This window comes from Mesorhizobium sp. WSM4840, assembly GCF_055811755.1.
On the sequence record NZ_JBVVQD010000005.1, the window covers coordinates 268,394 to 287,224 of the forward strand.

An 18,831-nucleotide genomic window follows, 5' to 3' on the forward strand; every position below is an offset into this window, starting at 1 on the left:
GCGTCCTCCTGGACGCGCAAAGGACGCTGTAGAACTCAATTTTGCGCATGATCTTTTCCGAACCTATGGTTCGGGTTCATGCGCGAATTCAATGATTTGCTGGTGTGGCTTAGAATCCGAAATTCGCTCACTGCGCTGCTCCAAGGTACTGCGAATTTCGGATTCGCCACACTAGGCGGCAGCGTCTATATCGGGTCGTACCGAAGCCCCGAGAGACGCATTTTGGCATCATCGCTGACCACTTTCACCGACGAGGCGAAGATTGCCCTGGATACGCTGTCGGGGCGTGCTACCGGGCTTTTTTCGCCATCGCTGCGGCTGGGTGTCACTGGCCTTTCCCGCGCAGGCAAGACAGTGTTCATCTCAGCCTTTGTCCACAATCTGATCCATGGCGGGCGCTTGCCGCTGTTCGCGGCGCAGAAATCGGGACGCATCGCCCGTGCCTTCCTCGAAGAGCAACCGGATGACGCCGTACCGCGATTCCAGTACGAGGATCACGTAGCGGCCCTGGTCAACGACCGCCTGTGGCCGGATTCGACACGTGCCATTTCCGAGCTGAGGCTCACCATCGAATATGAATCGGCCCCCGGCTGGAGCCGCATGTTTTCATCGGGCAGATTGTCGGTCGATATCGTCGACTATCCCGGCGAATGGCTGCTCGACCTGCCGCTGCTCGGCAAATCCTACGCTGATTTCTCACGCGAAGCCTTCGAGATGGCCGTGCTGCCGGTGCGCGTCGACCTTTCACAGGAATGGCGCGCGCTCTCGGCAACGGTCGATCCGAATGCGGACGCCGACGAGATGACGGCGCGCCGCCTCGCCGACAGCTTCGCCGCTTATCTCAAGGCATGCAAGCTCGACGAGCGGGCGCTTTCAACCCTGCCACCCGGCCGTTTCCTGATGCCCGGCGATCTTGAGGGCTCGCCGGCACTGACCTTCGCGCCCTTGCCGGGCCTGAGTGAGCGGCGGGCGCGTTCCGGGTCGCTTCAGGCGATGATGGAGCGGCGCTACGAGGCCTACAAGACATATGTCGTAAAGCCGTTCTTCCGGGAGCACATCACGCGCCTCGACCGTCAGATCGTGGTGATAGACGCCCTGCAGGCCTTGAACGCGGGCCCCGGCGCCATGGCCGATCTCGAACGTGCTGTGACCGAAATCCTCGCATGTTTCCGCCCCGGCCGCGGCAATTTCCTGACCGACTTTTTTTCAAGGCGCATCGACCGCATATTGGTAGCGGCGACGAAGGCGGACCATCTGCACCACGAAAGCCACGACCGGCTGCAGGCGATCGTGCGGCGGCTCGCCGACCGTGCCGTGGCGCGGGCGAATTTCACCGGCGCCGATGTCGACGTAGTTGCCCTGGCGGCGGTGCGCGCGACCCGGGAAGGCACGGTCAAGCAAGGCCGTGAGACGTTGCCGGTCATCATTGGCACACCGTTGAAAGGTGAAAAGATCAACGGCGAAACATTTGATGGAAGAACCGAAACAGCCATATTTCCCGGTGACTTACCAGAGAAAATTGACACGGTGTTCGAAGTCTCTGGGCCAGACAATCGGCAGAGCCCAGACCATCGGCAAAGTCCAGACCGTCGACAAAGTAATGATGACCCGGCAATCCGCTTCGTGCGCTTTCGCCCGCCAAAGCTCGAAAGCACGGCTGAAGGCGTCACGCTGTCGCTGCCGCATATCAGGCTCGACCGCGCCCTGCAGTTCCTGATCGGAGATCGTCTGGCATGACCGCGCCCCGCAAGCCGGCGGCTTTTCGCATCGAGCCGGAAGCCGCGCCAAAAGAACGGGCAGCCTTGCGGCAGCCCGACGCTCCATCGGCCAGAAGGCCACGCGCCGCGAAGGCCGATCTTGCCGTCGTCACTCCGGCGGAAATCGACGTTTTCGACGAGCCAGATATTATCGCCGCCGAACCGCCGCCGGCGACCGCGCCGCGTAAGCGTTCGATATCAGGTGGCTTGTTGTTCGGCGCATTGGGCGTTCTGGTTTCGCTGGCCCTCGGCCTTTGGACCGATCAGCTGATTCGCGATCTGTTCGCACGTGCCGAATGGCTGGGCTGGCTTGCCGCCGGGATGGCCGTGATCGCGGTGCTGGCGCTTCTGGTCATCCTCGTCCGCGAATTCCTGGCGATCGCCCGCCTCGCCGAGGTCGAAAAGCTACAGAAGCGGGCACTCGACGCCATTGCCCGCGACGATCCGAAGGCCGCTCGCGCCGTGGTCGACGAACTCTCGGCCTTTGTCGCGGCCAAACCCGAAACCGCGGCCGGCAGACGTGCGTTGGCAGACTTGCGCGACGAGATCATCGACGGTGGCAATCTGGTGCGCCTGGCCGAGACCGAAATCCTCGGCCCCCTCGATGCGCGCGCCAAGGTGATGATCCTCGAAGCGGCAAAGCGTGTGTCGCTGGTGACGGCGGTCAGCCCTCGCGCTCTGGTCGACGTCGCCTATGTCGTGTTCGAAGCGGGCCGGCTGATTCGCCGGCTGTCGGAACTTTATGGCGGCCGGCCGGGCACGCTGGGGTTCTTCCGGCTGGCGCGCAGCGTTCTCGCTCATCTGGCGGTGACCGGCTCGATTGCCGTCGGCGACAGTTTCGTTCAGCAGATCGTCGGCCATGGCCTCGCTGCTCGGCTCTCGGCCAAGCTTGGCGAAGGTGTCGTCAACGGCATGATGACGGCGCGCATCGGCATTGCTGCCATGGAGACCGCAAGGCCCCTGCCCTTCAGCGCCACGAGACGCCCCGGCATGGGTGATTTCCTGTCCGCGCTGACATCGTTTGCAACGAAAAAGCACAAGGAAACATCGGCTTCCGACAATTGACAACTATCTCCAGCGCCGCACGTCTAGTGGGCGCGAAAAGGACGCTGAAGCACTTTGATCCGCGCATGATCCCAGCGCAAATCGCTTCCGATTTTCGGAGCCATGCGCTAGCGGTGACGAAGCATTAACCAATCTTGTTCATGGTCGGACGGGTTCCAAACAGTCTCTTTGTTGCCGGGTGTCGTCGATGAAAAGCGTGATCTTGTCTAGCGTCCTGCCAATGGCGGTCGCGGTTTCAACAACTGCCGGCATGGCCGAAAAGACCCTTGCAGCAGAACGGGACAAGAAGTTCTTTCAATCGGTGGAAGGCGAATGGGTCGGCCCGGGGGAAATCGTCGCCGGCAAATACAAGGGCACGAAATTCACCTGCAATTTCACCGGTTCGACACCAGACGGCAAGATCGGCATGTCGCTCGACGGCGGCTGCCGGGTCGGCATGTTCACCCAGCAGATGTCGGCGACGATCCAGCACAAAGGCCGCGAGGGCTACAAGGGCAGCTTCATGGGCGGTGCTGCCGGTTCCGGCCTCGACATTATCGGCGGCAACGTGGTCAGCGCCAACAAGGTCGTCTTCACCATCAACCGCAACCAGTTGCGCGGCGTCATGCAGGCTCTTGTCCCCAACGACAATTCGATGACGGTGACGGTTGCGGTGCGCGTCGACCAGCAATTAGTGCCGGTCATTGGCATGAAGCTGAAGCGCGTCGATACGGTCGAAGTCGGCTCCATAGCGCCGAACTGAGCGACCTTTTGCACGTCCGATAGGCGGCGCTCTACTCTAGTTGCAAAAAAGCGGCAGCCACCGCCACCGCTTTCTCCAAAACTCCGATCGATGCTCAGCCCTTGATGGCGGTGATCAACTCGTCATAGGCCTTGCAGGCCTCGTCCGCCGTCGTCGTGCCCTGATACTTGGTTATGACCGCCTGGACCTTGGCGGTGAGGTCGGCTGCCTTGGCCGGATCCTTGGTAACGGCCTCCTGAACGGCTGCAGTCATGTCCTGAGCTTTCTTGGACAGCATTTCGGTCGTGCAGTCCGGCGCCTTCGAGCAGGCCGATCCGGCGAGTGCCGCGATGCCAACGGCAACAAGCAAAAAAATCTACATGTCAGTCGTCTCCCTCAAAAAAGGCGGCCGACTTGATCGTCGTCCGCCCTTCACGGCCAAAGCCGCGCGTCCTTAGCGCCCGATTGCAGCGGGTGCATAAAGCTGTGGAGCGCGCCTGCAACGCTGCTGCACCAGTTTCCGGATTCGGACTGTTCGATTTCAGCCGAAGCCCCTATCTTGGCCGCTCGATGCCGCAGCACGTGCGGCGGCCCCTAGAGAGAACGGAACGGCAGGCATGGCGGCAGAAGCAGCGGGCAGCGATCTAATCCACGTGGTGGCGCTGCTCGCCGCAGGTGTTGTCGCCGTACCGATCTTCAAGCGCGTGGGGCTTGGCTCCATTCTCGGCTATCTGGCGGCCGGCGTGGTCATCGGCCCGTTCGGCATCGGCATCTTTTCCGAATCGGAAGCGATTCTTCACGTCGCCGAGCTCGGCGTCGTCATGTTCCTGTTCATCATCGGGCTGGAGATGCAACCGTCGCGGCTGTGGGGACTCAGGCGAGAGATCTTTGGCCTTGGGGCATTGCAGGTCGGCGTGTGCGCGCTGTTGCTGACCGGCGTCGGACTGGCGGGAGGTTTTCCGGTCTCGCAATCCTTCGTCGCCGGCGCCGGCTTCGTGCTGACCTCGACGGCGATCGTCATGCAGCTTCTGGAGGAGCGCGGTGAGATCGCCGCGCCCAAAGGCCAGCGCATTGTCTCCATCCTGCTGCTCGAGGACCTGGCGATCGTGCCGCTGCTGGCCCTGATCGCCTTCCTAGCGCCGGGCGGCGCCGATATGAGCTTGACGCAGCGGCTGATGGAGGTGGGCATCGGCCTTGCCGCCATCGTCGGGCTGGTGCTGGCCGGGCGCTATCTGCTCAATCCGTTCTTTCGCATCCTGGCGGACGCCCGCGCCCGCGAAGTGATGACCGCAGCCGCCCTTCTGGTGGTTCTGGGGTCGGCGCTTGCCATGCAGCTCAGCGGCCTGTCGATGGCGATGGGCGCTTTCCTGGCCGGCGTGCTGTTGTCGGAATCCACCTTCCGCCATCAGCTCGAGGCCGATGTCGAACCGTTCCGCGGTGTGCTGCTCGGGCTGTTCTTCCTCGCTGTCGGCATGTCGCTCGACCTGCATGTGGTCATCGAGAACTGGCGGATTGTCGTCATCTACGTCGTCGCCTACATGGTGATAAAGGCGATCGGCATCTATCTCGTCGCCCGCATCCTCAAGACCGGTCACCGGGAAGCGCTCGAGCGTGCCGTCTTCATGGCGCAAGGCGGCGAATTCGCCTTCGTTCTCTATTCCGCAGCCGCGGCGGTCGGCATCATCGACAGCCAGGCTAACGCGACCCTGACGGCGATCGTCATCATCTCCATGGTGCTGACACCGCTGGCCATTCTGGCATTGCGGTATCTGACGCCGCGCGACGAGCAGTCGCTCGAAGGCGTCGACATCGCCGATGGCCTTACCGGCAGCGTGCTGATCATCGGCTTCGGCCGCTTCGGCCAGATCGCCAGCCAGCCGCTGCTGTTGCGCGGGATCGATGTGTCGATCATCGACAATGAGGTCGAGATGATCCAGGCGGCGGCCGATTTCGGTTTCAAGGTCTATTATGGCGACGGCACGCGGCTGGACATTCTGCGTGCCGCAGGCGCTGGCCGCGCGCGCGCCGTGTTGATCTGCGTCGACAAACCCGATGTCGCGGTCCGCATCGCAAAGCTCATCAAGGCGGAGTTTCCCCTGCTGACCGTGCTGGCACGCGCTTTCGACCGCGGAACCGCACTCCAGTTGATACGTGCCGACGTCGATTTCCAGATTCGCGAAACCTTCGAATCAGCGCTTGTCTTCGGCGGCTCCACGCTGGAAGCGCTGGGCGTCGACCCGGAGGAAGTCGCCGACGTGATCGAGGACGTCCGCCACCGCGATGCCGCCCGCTTCGAGCTGCAGCTCGCCGAAGGCGTTCGCGCCGGAGCGCGCTTCCTCAAGGGCAATATCGGCACGCCGATTCCGACACCGCTCAGCCAGCCACGCCACGCCGGTCAGGCGCTCAATGAAGAAACCGCCGGCGTTCTGCATAAATCCGAGCCTGCGGATTTAACACCTGGAGCAAACAGATGATCGAACTGGACGAGCGCGCGCTCTCCGTCACCAAATTCTGGCGTGACGTTGGGGAAGACGCACGGTTCGAGAAGAATGACGCCTTCGACGCGGAGTTCCGCAATCGGTTTCTCGACCTGCACTACGCTGCCGCGCGGCGTGAATGCGACGACTGGTCGGAGCATGCCGAAGGCTCACTGGCGCTGATGATCCTGCTCGACCAGTTCCCGCGAAACTGCTTTCGCGGCACCGGCCATATGTATGCGACCGACCCGCTGGCAAGGCATTTTGCCGAGAAGGCGATCGCCGCCGGCCAGGATCTGGCGCTCGACGAAGAGCTGCGCGTCTTCCTCTATCTGCCTTATGAGCATTCGGAGCATCTCGCCGACCAGCTCAAATCAGTGGACCTCACTACCGCCAAAGCCCAATCTTATCTGAAATATGCGGTCGAGCACCTGGAGATCATTCAGCGCTTCGGCCGCTTTCCGCATCGAAACAGGATGCTTGGCCGCGAGACGACGCCGGAGGAACAGGTGTTCCTCGACGGCGGCGGATTTTCCGGCTGAGCTCAGTGCATCGGAGCGAAAGGTGCGAAGCGGCTTTCGGTTAAATCCAATGCGTAAACAAAGAGATAGAGCAGCGCAGCGGTTCCATTTGAAAACACGCCGTTTAGGTCAGCCACCAATCCCGGCCGGACGGCAATTGCTCGATGCCGGCGCTGTCGAGAGCGGCAAGCCGCTCCGCCACGCTTCTGCCGTCGACGGTGAGGTCAGGCGCGATCTCGGCCAGCGGCGCCAGAACGAAAGCGCGCTCCAGCATGCGCGGATGTGGCACTTCCAGCCCGGTTTCGTGGATAATCCGATCGCCGAACACCAGAATGTCGATGTCGATCAGGCGTGGACCCCAGCGCTCCTCGCGCACCCGCTTCAGCCTGCGCTCTACATCGAGGCAGAGATCGAGCAAAGCATGTGGTGCGAGCACAGTCGAAATTTCGGCAGCCGCATTGAGAAAATCCGGCTGGTCGAGCTTGCCCCAGGGCGGCGTGCGGTAAAGCGAGGAGACGACAACGACGCGCGCGTTCTCGTCGGCGTCCAGCATGCGCAGCGCCGCGCCCATCGACCTTGCCGGGTCGCCGAGATTGCCGCCAAGGCTGAGGTAGACAGTATTATTCGGGCCAGACAACGGTCACCTCGACATGATCGAGCACACCGGGCACCGGAGCGTTCGGCTTGCGCACGGTAATCTCGGCCTTTTTGATCTGGGGAAACCGGGCCGTCAGCGCCCGGGCCACCTCCAGCGCCAGCGCTTCTATCAGAAAACGCCTCTCCCCGGTTATGATCTTTTCGATCACCCCGAAGGCGACACCATAGTGGACGGTATCCTCGATGGAATCGTCGACCAGCGCGCGGCCGGGTTCGACGGTGAGCGCGGCGTCGACATAGAAGCGCTGGCCGAGCGTCTCCTCCTCATCCAGCACGCCGTGCCGGGCGAAGAAAGCGCAGTTCTTCATGCGTATGACATACATCGCTCAGCGTCCCGCTCGATTAGAGCGAGGTGCGTCCAGTTGGACGCACAAACTACGCTCTAACGCTTAAATCGACGCATCCTGCCGGAAATCGATTTTGATTTTCGAGCCTATGCGGTGGTTTCACGCGCCAGCATAGCATCGGCAAGCGCCAGCGCATCCACATTGATTGCGACATCGTGGACGCGAAAAAGCTGCGCGCCCTTGAGCCTCAGTATGACGCTCGTCGCCGCCGTTCCGGCACCCCTGGCCGAGGCGTCGCGGCCGGTGACGGCGCCGATGAAGCGCTTTCGCGACGTACCCGCCATCAGTGGAAAGCCCAAGGCATCGAGTTCGGAAAACCGTGCCATCAGGTCGAGATTTTCCTCCGCTGTTTCCTTGGCGAAGCCAAAGCCCGGATCGAGCACGATTTGGTCGTCGACAACGCCGCTTCGCCGGGCGATTTCCAGTGACTTGCTGAGGAAGGAAAACTGATCCTCGATCACGTCGGGCAGTTTTTGCCTGTCACGTCCGGTGTGCATGATGACCAGCCCGGCGCCGGTCTCGGCAGCGACCCGCGCGACGCCCGGTTCGCGCTGCAGGCCCCAGACATCGTTGACGATATGGGCGCCGGCAGCGACGGCAAGCCGGGCAGTGTCCTCGCGATAGGTGTCGACCGAAATCAGCGCCTTGCCAAGCCTGGCGAGCGCCTCGATGACAGGCAGCACGCGGGCCTGCTCTTCCTCGACGGCTACCGGAGATGCGCCGGGACGTGTCGATTCTCCACCGACGTCAATGACGGAGGCGCCCTCTTCCACCATCCGGCGGGCCTGGGCCATCGCCTGTTCGGGCGCAACGAACAGTCCCCCGTCGGAAAAACTGTCCGGCGTGACATTGAGGATACCGACGATCACCGCCTTGCCGCCAAGGTCGAGATGACGCCCATGCGCCAGTTGCCATCGCCGTGTCGTCATTGTCCATCAATCATGTGTGATCCGCCAAAGATCAATTCCGTTGCGCCGGCAGCGGCCGTAGCGCATGGTAGGCAAAGAGGCAACATGATGAAACGATCACTGCTTTGCGCCCTGATGCTCGCTTTTTCTGCCTTGCCGGCGGGCACGGCGAGTTTGGTAAAGACATATAGCTACTTCAGCATCGGCGGCAGAACGCTCGATGATATCGGATCCCAGCTTACGAAACTTGGACCTCAGGTGAAAAGCACCGGGATGCGGCATCCAGGCGCCACGCAGATGGCGTTCACCACCCGCGTCAGCTATGCGGAAAAATCGAATTCCTGCGCGATTGCTGACGCCGACGTCACTCTCAAGGTCAAGGTGATCCTTCCCGAGTGGCGCCGCTCGCGCAAGGCTGATGCGGGCGTAAGGCTGTTTTGGGATACATTGTCCGCCGACATCAAGCGCCATGAGGACCGCCATGTCGAGATCGCCAAGAACCATGCCCGCGACCTCGAGGATGCGCTGAAGGCGACCTATCCGCAGAAGACTTGCCAGGAGGCCAAGGCCAAGGCCGCGGAAGTCGCCGCCGCTATTCTTGCCAAGCACGACCAGGCCCAGATGCAATTCGATCGCGTCGAGACAATCAATTTCGAAAGCCGTATCCTGCGGCTGCTGCGCTATCGCATGGAGCGCATCGAGAACGGCCGGCTGCCGGGTTAGCTCAGGCCAGATGATAAGATCGATTCTCGTGGAGTAAGAGTGGGCGTCAGCCGGCGACGCCGAGCTTCTTCTGTAAGCTGGTCGACGACGTCGTATACTGGAATACGATGCGCTCGCCGGGGCTGACGATGCGCTTGGCTGCCTGCGCCATCAGGGCGACCTCATGGAAGCCCGACAGGATCAGCTTCAGCTTGCCGGGGTACCAGTTGATGTCGCCGACGGCGAAGATGCCCGGTACCGACGTCTGGAATTTCTCGGTGTCGACCGGGATCATGTTCTCATGAAGATTGAGCCCCCACTCGGCGATCGGTCCGAGCTTCATGGTCAGGCCGAAGAACGGCAGCATCCGCGTGCACGGCACCTCGATATCGCCGCTGGGGCCTTTGATGGTCGCGGAGGAAAGCTGGCCGTCGGCGCCGGACAATCCCGTCACCTGCCCGACCTGGAAATCCAGTTCCTTCATCTCCTGCATGGCGTACATCTTGTTGACGCTGTCGGGCGCCGCGCGAAACTCCGGCCGGCGGTGGACCAGCGTCACGCTCTTGGCCACAGGCTGCAGGTTCAGCGTCCAGTCGAGCGCCGAATCGCCGCCACCGACGATGATGAGGTCGTGGCCGCGAAATTCCTCCATCCGGCGAACCGAGTAGAAGACGCTCTTGCCCTCATAAAGCTCGATGCCCGGGATCGGCGGCCGCTTCGGCTGGAACGAGCCGCCGCCGGCGGCGATAACCACAACTTTGGCTTCAAACACCTCGTTCTCGTCGGTGATCACGCGAAAGCTGCCGTCCTCGAGCTTTTCGAGGCTTGAGACCATGCGGTTGAAGGTGAAGTCGGGCTTGAACGGCGCGATCTGCTCAAGCAGTCTGTCGACTAGGCCCTGCGCCGAAATCGATTGCCAGCCGGGAATGTCGTAGATCGGCTTTTCCGGATAGAGTTCGGCGCATTGCCCGCCGGGCCGATCGAGTATGTCGATCAGATGGCATTTCATGTCGAAGAGGCCGAGTTCGAACACGGCGAACAGGCCGACAGGCCCCGTCCCGACAATCAATACGTCCGTCTTGGTGATATCGGTCATGAATGCGCCTTCGATGCGCACGACCGCAAAAATCGAAATCGATTTTTGCTGGGGATCATGCGCCAAATCACGGTGCTACAGCGTCCTTTGCGCGTCCGAGAGAACGCGCGGCGCTGTAGAGAACGGCGCGACACTGCATGACCATTGGCCCGCTGCCAAGCCGGAGCCGGAAAAATCGGCTATATCTAGCGCTTCAGCCTTCACGCTTCAGCCTTGGCGGGCGGGCACGCGCACAACCAGCCCGTCGAGAGCGTCGCGCACCTTGATCTGACAGGAAAGCCGTGAGTTCGGCTGGACGTCGTAGGCGAAGTCCAGCATGTCCTCCTCCATCGCTTCCGGCTCGCCGACTTCCGCCGTCCATGCCTCGTCGACATAGACGTGGCAGGTCGCGCAGGCGCAGGCGCCACCACATTCGGCCTCGATCCCCGGCACAGCGTTGCGGATCGCGTTCTCCATGACGGTCGAGCCGTTTTCGGCATCCACGTCAAAATGTGTGCCGTCATGGGCGATGAAGGTCAGCTTGGTCATTTGTCACCTGAAGGGAGTCCCAGCCGAGATAATCACTCCGGCAGACAAGTCAACTGCCGCGCGAAAGCGGCGCTCTATGCCGTTTTTTTCGGAAATCGGTTTAACGGCTGATGGCGGCGACGAAATCGCGGACTTCTTCGATCAGGGCGCCAAGCCGCTTGAGGGTATTGATATCTTCAGGTTGAAGTTCGATCGCGCTGGCGCAATCGGCAATAGCGAAGGCGCCGACGCCGCGCGCCGAACCTTTCAGCCCGTGCGCCAGAAGCAGTCTTTGCCTCACATCGGCGTCGACGATCCTGTCGCGAACCGACAGCGCCTGCTGTACGAACAGCGCCAGCACCTCCTGCTCGAGGCTGCGGTCGCCCATCGTCTGGCGCGCCAGGTGCGCCAGGTCCACCGGCCGCGACCCGGCCGTTCCCGACACGTCGCCGCCGGGCATCGAGAAGGCAATGCCGTTTTCGCCACGCATGAATCTGCAACTCCGTTCTTCCAGCCGCAAAAAATAGGCCCATCCTGTGGACGACGGGTTAATGATTGGCCCGGAAAAATGTTGCGATAACGGCGCCGGAATCACAGTTCTGTTAACCTTATATTTAAAGTTTTACGTATCGCGCCGAATGCATGTTTTCTTTACCCCGGTGTGTCATTACGATACGACAGGTCCATTTTCAGCCTCTTGCGTGGGACACGACAAGCAGAATCAATAAGTCCCGCGGCAGCTTGTACAGGGTAGCGAAGGCATGGCGAAGAAAACATCGACGACAAGAACGCTCGACAACGACGTAGCCAGGGAACTCGAAAAAGCACTTGATATCGATCTGAGCGGCGATGCCGGCGGCGACCTCGACATCGCAGCGTCGATGGAAGATCTGGAAGCGCAGATATCGCAGGCTGCCGACGAGTTGGCCCGCGAAGGCCGTAACCAGAATGCCGAACCTGTCGCCGACCAGAGCCAGAATGCCGAGCCTATCGCCGACCAGGGACAGAATGCCGAGCCCGCCAACTGGAGCCTACAGACGGAGCCTGCCAACCAGGACCAGAAAGCAAAGCCCGCGGCAATGGCCAAGCCGGCTGAACTGCGCTCTTTGGAAACGCGCAATGGCCAGCCGGCCGGTTTCACGCCAGCCAATGACCCGCGTCAAAAAGACTACAAAACGCTGCTGCACACCCTCAATCGGCGTGCCTCGAACACGATCTACTGGATCGTGGCGCTCGTTTCGCTTGCCTGGATCGCGGGCGCCGGTGCATTGGCCAACCTGCTGTTTGGACCAGGCATCTGGCAAATCCGCACGCCCGGCCAGTTCTTCGCCCGTCCCGAACTGATCGGCCTGGCGATCGCTGCGATCCTGCCCGTCCTCCTGTTCTGGGCGTTTGCAGCCATGATCCGCCGCGCGCAGGAAATGCGCATCGCGGCTCAGTCGATGACGGAAGTGGCCTTCCGCCTGACCGAGCCGGAAAATATTGCCCAGGATCGCGTCATGATGATCGGGCAAGCCGTCCGCCGCGAGGTGGCGGCCATGGGTGAAGGCATCGAGCGCACGCTTGCGCGTGCCGTCGAGCTCGAAACCCTGGTCCACAGCGAGGTGAACCAGATCGAACGCTCCTACTCGGAGAATGAATCGCGCATCCGCTCGCTTGTCGACGGGCTGGGCAGCGAGCGCGAAGCGGTGGTCACTCACGCCGAACGCGTGCGCGCCTCGATCACCGGCGCGCATGAGACGCTGAAGGACGAAATCGGGGCTGCCAGCGACATCATTCGCGACAGCATTCTCAACGCCTCGACCAACCTGTCGATGACCATCACCAATTCCGGCGACACGCTGATCGACAGGATCAACCAAAGCTCGTTGTCGATCTTCGATTCGGTGGAAGGCCGGCTCGAGTCGATCACGGACCGGCTGTCGACCTCCGGCGAAGCCTTCGCCAGTCTTCTCGATACACGCATCGCCAAGCTGACGGACACGACCGACGGCCTCACCCGGTCGCTGACCGATCTGCTCGACGATCGGACCTCCGGCATGGTATCGCTGCTCGGCGGCGCCGCGCGCACGCTCAACTCCGAATTTGAAGCCAGCCTTGACGGCATCGAGCGGACGCTGGCCGAACGCGGCCAAGCGCTGATCAGTGAATTCCAGACCCGCGCCGAAGCGCTCGACACCGGCACCCAGAAGCTCAACGCCGCACTCGAGGCCCGCGCACGCCAGATCAACGAGACGCTGGTCGAGCGCGCGCGCGAAATCGCCCATACCTTCCAGGAGAGTAAGGAGACGCTGTCGGCGATGATCGATCAGGGCAAGACCCAGATCGGCGCCGACATGGCCGATATTGTCTCGTCGACTTCGTCCATGCTCGAAGCACGCGCAGGCGATTTCGCCGGGCGCATGGAAGCGGCCCGTCATGTGGTGTCGCGCTCCTTCGACGCCGACATCCAGCGGCTTGCCGATGCCCGCGTCGGCATCGAAGAAGCCGTCGAGAACCACAGCCGCAAGCTTTCCGAAAGCCGCGAACGCATGGCGGCGGCAATGCAGGCCGATCTTGCGAAATTCGCCGAAAGCCGCGCCGGCATCGACGCGGCCGTCACCGACCAGGTGCAGAAGCTTGCCGAAGGCCGCAACCTGATCTCGCGCGCCCTCGAAGAGGATCTGCGCAAGGTCAACGAGTCAAGCGCCGCCATCGATGCTTCGCTCGGCAGCCATCTCGAAAGGCTCGAAGAGGGCCGCAACAGGCTTTCACAAGCATTGAACGAAGACTCCGGAAAACTTGTACAAGCCCGTACGATCATTGACGAAATGGTTGCCGGCCATGTTGGCAAGCTCGCCGAAGGCCGCAGCATTCTTTCACGCGCCCTCGAGGCCGATCTCGGCAAGCTGGCCGACAGTCGCGCCAGCATCGACGGACTGGTCGCCGGTCAGGTCGAGAAGATCGCCGAAGGTCGCGCCATACTCGCCAAGGCGTTGGAAACCGACATTGTCGGCATCAAGGATCTTATCGAGGGCCATTCCGCCAAACTGGCGGAAGACCGCAGCCTGCTTTCGCGCTCGCTTGAAGGCGACCTGTCCGACATCCGAGGCTTGATCGAGAACCATTCGGGCAGGCTCGCCGACGATCGCAGCCTGCTTTCGCAGACGCTCGAGGCAGACCTCGCCAAATTGGCGGAAAGCCGATCGAGCATCGACGGGCTGGTCGCCGGTCAGGTCGAGAAACTGGCCGAAGGCCGCGATATCCTCAAGCGCGCGCTGGAATCCGATCTCAACACGATCAAGGACGTCATATCAGGCCAGTCCGAAAAGCTGGCGGAAGATCGTGGTCAGCTCTCCAAGGCGTTGGAAACCGACCTGCAGAGCGTGAATGGCCTTATCTCCGATCACATGAACAGGCTCGCCGAGGACCGTTCAATCCTGTCGAAGGCGCTCGAAGACGACCTCGCCAAACTGGCCGAAAGCCGGTCGAGCATCGATGGTCTGGTTACCGGCCAGGTCGAGAAGCTGGCAGAGGGCCGCGACATCCTCAAGCGCGCGCTGGAATCCGATCTCAATACGATCAATGACGTCATAGCAGGCCAGTCCGAAAAGCTGGCGGAAGACCGCTCGACCCTGTCCAAGGCGCTTGAGGACGACCTCGCCAAGCTGGCGGAAAGCCGGTCGAGCATCGATGGTCTGGTTACCGGCCAGGTCGAGAAGCTGGCCGAAGGCCGCGACATCCTCAGACGTGCGCTGGAAGCAGACCTCAATACCATCAAGAGTGTCGTCGCCGACCAGTCCCAGCAGCTGACTGACAATCGCGCACAGTTTGCGCAGGCGCTGGAAGCCGATCTCGGCAGCGTCAACGGTCTTGTAAACACCCATGCCGAGAAGCTCATCCAGGACCGCTCGATCCTGTCCAAGGCGCTTGAAGACGACCTCGCCAAGCTGGCGGAAAGCCGGTCGAGCATCGACGGGCTGGTTGCCGGCCAGGTCGAGAAGCTGGCCGAAGGCCGCGACATCCTCAGACGTGCGCTGGAAGCAGACCTCCACACCATCAAGAGTGTCGTCGCCGACCAGTCCCAGCAGCTGACCGACAATCGCGCACAGTTTGCGCAGGCGCTGGAAGCCGATCTCGGCAGCGTCAACGGTCTTGTAAACAGCCATGCCGAGAAGCTCATCCAGGACCGCTCGATCCTGTCCAAGGCGCTTGAAGACGACCTCGCCAAACTGGCGGAAAGCCGGTCGAGCATCGACGGGCTGGTTGCCGGCCAAGTCGAGAAACTGGCCGAGGGCCGCGACATCCTCAGACGTGCGCTGGAAGCAGACCTGCAGAAAATTGCGACGAGCCGCAGCGAGGTGGACGACATCATCGCCGGGCATGTCGGCAAACTGGGCGAAGGCCGCGACGCGCTGACCCGTGCGCTGGAGGACGATCTCTCCAAGCTCGCCGATACGCGCAAGGAAGTCGACCGTTCCCTGTCCGGCCATATCGACCAGATCGCCGCCAGAAGCACCGATATCTCGGACGCCATTGCCGCAGACGTCGAAAAGATCGAGCAGGCGTTCAGCCGCCAGACCGGCATCATTGAGGAGCGCGCCGCAACCATGGAGCGCGCGCTGTCGACCGGTGTCGACAACGTCCGCAGCGTGCTCGAAAAGAGCGCCGTCTTCGTTGCGGGAGCGCTGCGTGAAAAGGTCATGGAAGTCACCAGCGCGCTGCATGAGCAGGCAGGCGCGGCGTTCAGCGACGCCGATCGCAAGATCGCCGAACGTGCCGAGCAGACCTCGGCCGCCTTGCTCGCCAGGGCGGAGGATATCGCCCGCACCTTCGAGGAGGCGGACCGCCGCCTCGCCGCACGTGCCGAAGACACGTCGAGCACGCTCATTGCCCGCGCCGAGGATACATCCAGCGCAATCATGGCCCGTGTCGACGACACATCGAACTCCTTGCTGACGCGCGCCCAGGAAACAGCCGACCAGCTGGCCGCTCGCGCCAGCGAGATCGCCGGTACATTCGATGCGGCGGACCAGAAGCTGGTTGCCCGCGCGGTCGAAACGGCGCAGTCGCTGGCGGCACGCGCCGGCGACATCCTGCGCAATTTCGAAGGCGCCGACGAACGGCTCGGCGTGCGCATCGGCGAATCGGCCGAAGCGCTAGCAGCGCGGGCATCGGACCTTGGCCGCATTTTCGATGCCGCCGACCAGCAGCTGATCTCGCGCATCGCCGAAGGTTCGGAGGCGCTGGCGGCCCGAGCATCCGAGATCGGCCGTATCTTCGACGAGGCGGATCACCGTCTGGTTTCCCGCATCACCGACAGCACGTCGACGATCGGAGAACATGCCGACAGCATCGTCGGGGCGTTTGCCAGCACCGAGCAGCGGGTTGCCGAACGTGCGAGGCAGACCGGTCAGGAACTGGCCGTCCACGCCCGTGAAATCGAGCAGGCGCTCGCCGGCGCCGACGAGCGCCTGGCATCCAGCGCGGCGGCTGCGGCGGCTCGCGTCGAGGAGCAGGTTGCCGGCGTCGAAAACCGTCTCGTCTACACCACCGAAACGATAGGCCAGAAGCTCAACGAGCAGGTTTCGACCGCTGAGGCGCAACTTATTTCGCGTGCCAACTCGATCGCCGAAACCTTCACTGCGGTCGGCCAGCATATCGGCCAGAGCACCAACGACGCGGCGAAGACCATCGGCACTAACACCCGCGAGCTCAACACCATGCTTGCGGCACGTTCGGCCGAGATCTCGAAAATCCTCGACGAAACGGCACGGCCGCTGGTCGAGCGCTTCGCCCTGGGCGGCTCGGAACTGCAAAAGAGCATGGAAGAGGTGACCGAACGCGCCACCGAGAAGCTGCGCAGTGAAAACGCCACCCTCGTCAATGCGCTCGCCAGCCGCACGGCCGAAACATTGTCGGCCGTCGAAGGCGCGCGCTCGACGCTCGCCGACAGTGTCGCCGATCTCATCGGCCGCATGAGCACCTCGAGCTCGCAGCTCGGTCAGTTGATCGAGCAGGCGGCGGCCAATCTCGGCCAAGTCGACGAACGCCTGACCGGCAGCACGCAAAGCTTTGCGGCGACGACGGAAAAAGCCGCGCAGACCTTCGCCAGTTCGGCACGCCTGGTCGATTCGAACACGACACGGCTTACCGAGCTGTCATCCGCGACCTTGCGCGAGGTTGCCTCGATCGCCACCAAGTTCGACGAGCACAGCCGATTGCTGTCCAGTGCTTCGGATCTGTTGAGCTCGGCCCAGAGCAACCTCGAACACACGCTGGAAAGGCAATCGTCGCTGGAGGACCTCGCCGTCGGCCTGGTCAAGAAGTCGGAGGATCTCGAAAAGGTCATGCGCTCGTTCGAGGATCTGGTCGGCCAGACGTTGCAGAACGCCGAAGGCAAGACGCTGGAGTCGGCGGACAAGATCCGTACCGCCATCTCCGACGTCGTCGATTCGGCAACGAAGCGCTTCGCCGACGCGACCGAGGAGATGCGGCGCACCGCCGGCTCGATCAAGAGCGAGCTCGACCTCACCCGCGCCGAGCTCAAGAAGGGCGTCATCGAGATGCCGGAAGAGGCAAAGGAATCGACCACGGCCATCCGCCGCGCCGTTTCCGAGCAGATCAACGCGCTGAAGGAACTTTCGGATATCGTTGCGAAATCGGGCCGCAACACCGACTCCTCGGAGCCGCGCAACCTGCGTCCTGCGCCGCAAGCGCCTGCCGCGCGCGCCGCTGAGCCGCAGGGCCGTCCTCCAGGCCCGCAACCGGAGCCTCTTGGCCCGCAGGCGCCATCGGGTGACACCGCACTGCGCGGCACGCTCGACCTGGAACGCCCGGCTGAGACGGCGCCGCGCCAGCGCGACCCCAATGGCCGTACGCCGCAGGGCGGCTGGGTGCGCGATCTCTTGACCGGGGCATCGCGCGAAGAGGGCGCCAAGCCCGCGGCACCTTCGGAAGCGCCACGCTCGGCCCCTGCCCAGCGCTCGCCGCTTCATGTCGTGGAGTCGCTCAACTCGCTTTCCGTCGACATCGCCCGCGCCATCGATCACGACGCCTCGATCGAGCTGTGGGACCGCTACCGGCGCGGCGAGCGCGACGTGTTCACGCGGCGTCTCTACACATTGAAGGGTCAGCAGACTTTCGACGAGATCCGTCGCAAATATCAGATGGAGGCGGAGTTCCGCGCCGCCGTCGACCGTTACTGCGACGATTTCGAAAAACTGCTCAAGGACGTGTCGCGCAACGACCGCGACAACATGATGGCGCAGACCTACCTGACGTCGGACACCGGCAAGGTCTATACGATGCTTGCACACGCCAGCGGCCGCCTGCATTGATCAGGCGATAGGGACCGAAAAGGCGGGAAAATTTCCCGCCTTTTTCATGCCGTCCCGCGTCCTCGGGGATGATGCTCTATTGATTGATCTCCGGTTCGACGAGCCTTGCCAGGTTTCGCAGCGACTCCTGCCAACCGAGATAACAAGCCTCAGCTGGAATGGCGTCCGGAACACCTGCCTGCGTGATATCCAGTTCCGTGCCGACTGATACTTTCTTCAATATCACCGTCACCTGCATCTCACCGGACAAGTTAGGATCGTCGAACTTGTCCGTATAGCGCAGGCGTTCGCCCGGAACGAGCTCGACATATTCGCCGCCAAACGAATGGCTTTTGTCCGTTGTGAAGTTGCGGAACGACATTTTGAATGTGCCGCCGACTTTGGGTTCCAGATGATAAACCGTGCAGGTAAAGCCGTTGGGCGGTAGCCATTTCGCGAGCGCGTCCGCCTCAACGAATGCGCGATAGACTTTTTCTGGGCTGGTTGCCAGAACGCGGTGCAGGCGTACGGTACTGGGCATATCATTTATCCTTGTGATGTCGTTCCATGCCCAAGGACGAACCGGTCTTGACCAATCCGACACAAGTTCTGAGGTTTTTGGAACCGGGGCCGCAGACCTTCATGTAGGGCTCTCTGCGACCGCTTTCGACCCTTCTCTGCCCTTCCACCGAGTTCAGCTTGAACTGTCCCAGTCACGCAGCCGCAACTTTGTCGGCAACAAAGAGGTAACGATTGAGGCTGAAGAAGAACTTCC

At 62.2% G+C, this 18,831-nt stretch carries 15 protein-coding genes; 7 read left to right on the forward strand and 8 right to left on the reverse strand.

Translation table 11 applies throughout. The annotated features are described in order from the left end of the window. Positions 1-222 precede the first annotated feature (222 nt). From AC0L3I_RS10340 to AC0L3I_RS10350, 3 genes are all read left to right on the forward strand, one after another. A complete protein-coding gene (locus AC0L3I_RS10340; protein ID WP_473526803.1) occupies positions 223-1,737 on the forward strand; it encodes a YcjX family GTP-binding protein in 1,515 nt (504 codons plus the stop codon). Continuing rightward, positions 1,734-2,822: a YcjF family protein gene (locus tag AC0L3I_RS10345; protein ID WP_473487084.1), complete on the forward strand. Its 1,089-nt coding sequence runs from the start codon at positions 1,734-1,736 to the stop codon at positions 2,820-2,822. Before AC0L3I_RS10340 ends, AC0L3I_RS10345 begins: the two co-directional genes overlap by 4 nt. A gap of 187 nt (positions 2,823-3,009) precedes the next feature. Beyond that, positions 3,010-3,564 (forward strand): hypothetical protein, encoded by a 555-nt coding sequence (locus AC0L3I_RS10350; RefSeq protein WP_473526804.1) that lies wholly within the window; start codon positions 3,010-3,012, stop codon positions 3,562-3,564. Between the two features lie 94 nt (positions 3,565-3,658). Here AC0L3I_RS10350 and AC0L3I_RS10355 read toward each other — a convergent pair whose 3' ends face one another. Continuing rightward, a complete protein-coding gene (locus tag AC0L3I_RS10355) occupies positions 3,659-3,913 on the reverse strand; it encodes a hypothetical protein (RefSeq protein ID WP_473526805.1) in 255 nt (84 codons plus the stop codon). Between the two features lie 247 nt (positions 3,914-4,160). Between AC0L3I_RS10355 and AC0L3I_RS10360 the strand changes: the two genes are divergently transcribed. Both AC0L3I_RS10360 and AC0L3I_RS10365 read left to right on the forward strand, forming a co-directional pair. Beyond that, entirely contained in the window at positions 4,161-6,017 is a 1,857-nt protein-coding gene (locus tag AC0L3I_RS10360) for a monovalent cation:proton antiporter-2 (CPA2) family protein (protein WP_473487088.1), read from the forward strand. Beyond that, entirely contained in the window at positions 6,014-6,562 is a 549-nt protein-coding gene (locus AC0L3I_RS10365) for a DUF924 family protein (protein ID WP_473526806.1), read from the forward strand. Before AC0L3I_RS10360 ends, AC0L3I_RS10365 begins: the two co-directional genes overlap by 4 nt. Positions 6,563-6,665: 103 nt before the next feature. On the opposite strand, the gene folK is transcribed toward AC0L3I_RS10365, so the two are convergent. The 3 genes from folK to folP all read right to left on the reverse strand — a co-directional run bounded on the left by folK (position 6,666) and on the right by folP (position 8,474). After that, positions 6,666-7,178, reverse strand: a complete 513-nt coding sequence (gene folK, locus AC0L3I_RS10370) for a 2-amino-4-hydroxy-6-hydroxymethyldihydropteridine diphosphokinase (RefSeq protein WP_473487090.1) — start codon at positions 7,176-7,178, stop codon at positions 6,666-6,668. Further along, positions 7,162-7,521, reverse strand: a complete 360-nt coding sequence (folB, locus tag AC0L3I_RS10375) for a dihydroneopterin aldolase (protein WP_123145775.1) — start codon at positions 7,519-7,521, stop codon at positions 7,162-7,164. The genes folK and folB overlap by 17 nt, the downstream gene beginning before the upstream one ends. A gap of 110 nt (positions 7,522-7,631) precedes the next feature. After that, positions 7,632-8,474 (reverse strand): dihydropteroate synthase, encoded by an 843-nt coding sequence (gene folP, locus AC0L3I_RS10380; protein WP_473526807.1) that lies wholly within the window; start codon positions 8,472-8,474, stop codon positions 7,632-7,634. An 84-nt stretch (positions 8,475-8,558) separates the two neighbouring features. Between folP and AC0L3I_RS10385 the strand changes: the two genes are divergently transcribed. Then, positions 8,559-9,176: a DUF922 domain-containing Zn-dependent protease gene (locus tag AC0L3I_RS10385; RefSeq protein ID WP_123145937.1), complete on the forward strand. Its 618-nt coding sequence runs from the start codon at positions 8,559-8,561 to the stop codon at positions 9,174-9,176. Between the two features lie 46 nt (positions 9,177-9,222). On the opposite strand, the gene AC0L3I_RS10390 is transcribed toward AC0L3I_RS10385, so the two are convergent. From AC0L3I_RS10390 to AC0L3I_RS10400, 3 genes are all read right to left on the reverse strand, one after another. Then, positions 9,223-10,251: an NAD(P)/FAD-dependent oxidoreductase gene (locus AC0L3I_RS10390; protein WP_473487092.1), complete on the reverse strand. Its 1,029-nt coding sequence runs from the start codon at positions 10,249-10,251 to the stop codon at positions 9,223-9,225. Positions 10,252-10,458: 207 nt separating this feature from the next. Next, the gene (locus tag AC0L3I_RS10395) at positions 10,459-10,779 is read right to left on the reverse strand and encodes a 2Fe-2S iron-sulfur cluster-binding protein (protein ID WP_006334837.1); all 321 of its coding nucleotides are present in this window, start codon (positions 10,777-10,779) and stop codon (positions 10,459-10,461) included. Positions 10,780-10,879: 100 nt separating this feature from the next. Further along, positions 10,880-11,248: an Hpt domain-containing protein gene (locus AC0L3I_RS10400; protein ID WP_473487093.1), complete on the reverse strand. Its 369-nt coding sequence runs from the start codon at positions 11,246-11,248 to the stop codon at positions 10,880-10,882. Between the two features lie 271 nt (positions 11,249-11,519). On the opposite strand from AC0L3I_RS10400, the gene AC0L3I_RS10405 reads away from it, so the two are divergent. After that, positions 11,520-18,077: a kinesin gene (locus AC0L3I_RS10405; RefSeq protein ID WP_473526808.1), complete on the forward strand. Its 6,558-nt coding sequence runs from the start codon at positions 11,520-11,522 to the stop codon at positions 18,075-18,077. A gap of 76 nt (positions 18,078-18,153) precedes the next feature. On the opposite strand, the gene AC0L3I_RS10410 is transcribed toward AC0L3I_RS10405, so the two are convergent. After that, entirely contained in the window at positions 18,154-18,597 is a 444-nt protein-coding gene (locus AC0L3I_RS10410; protein WP_473487095.1) for an SRPBCC family protein, read from the reverse strand. Positions 18,598-18,831 lie beyond the last annotated feature (234 nt).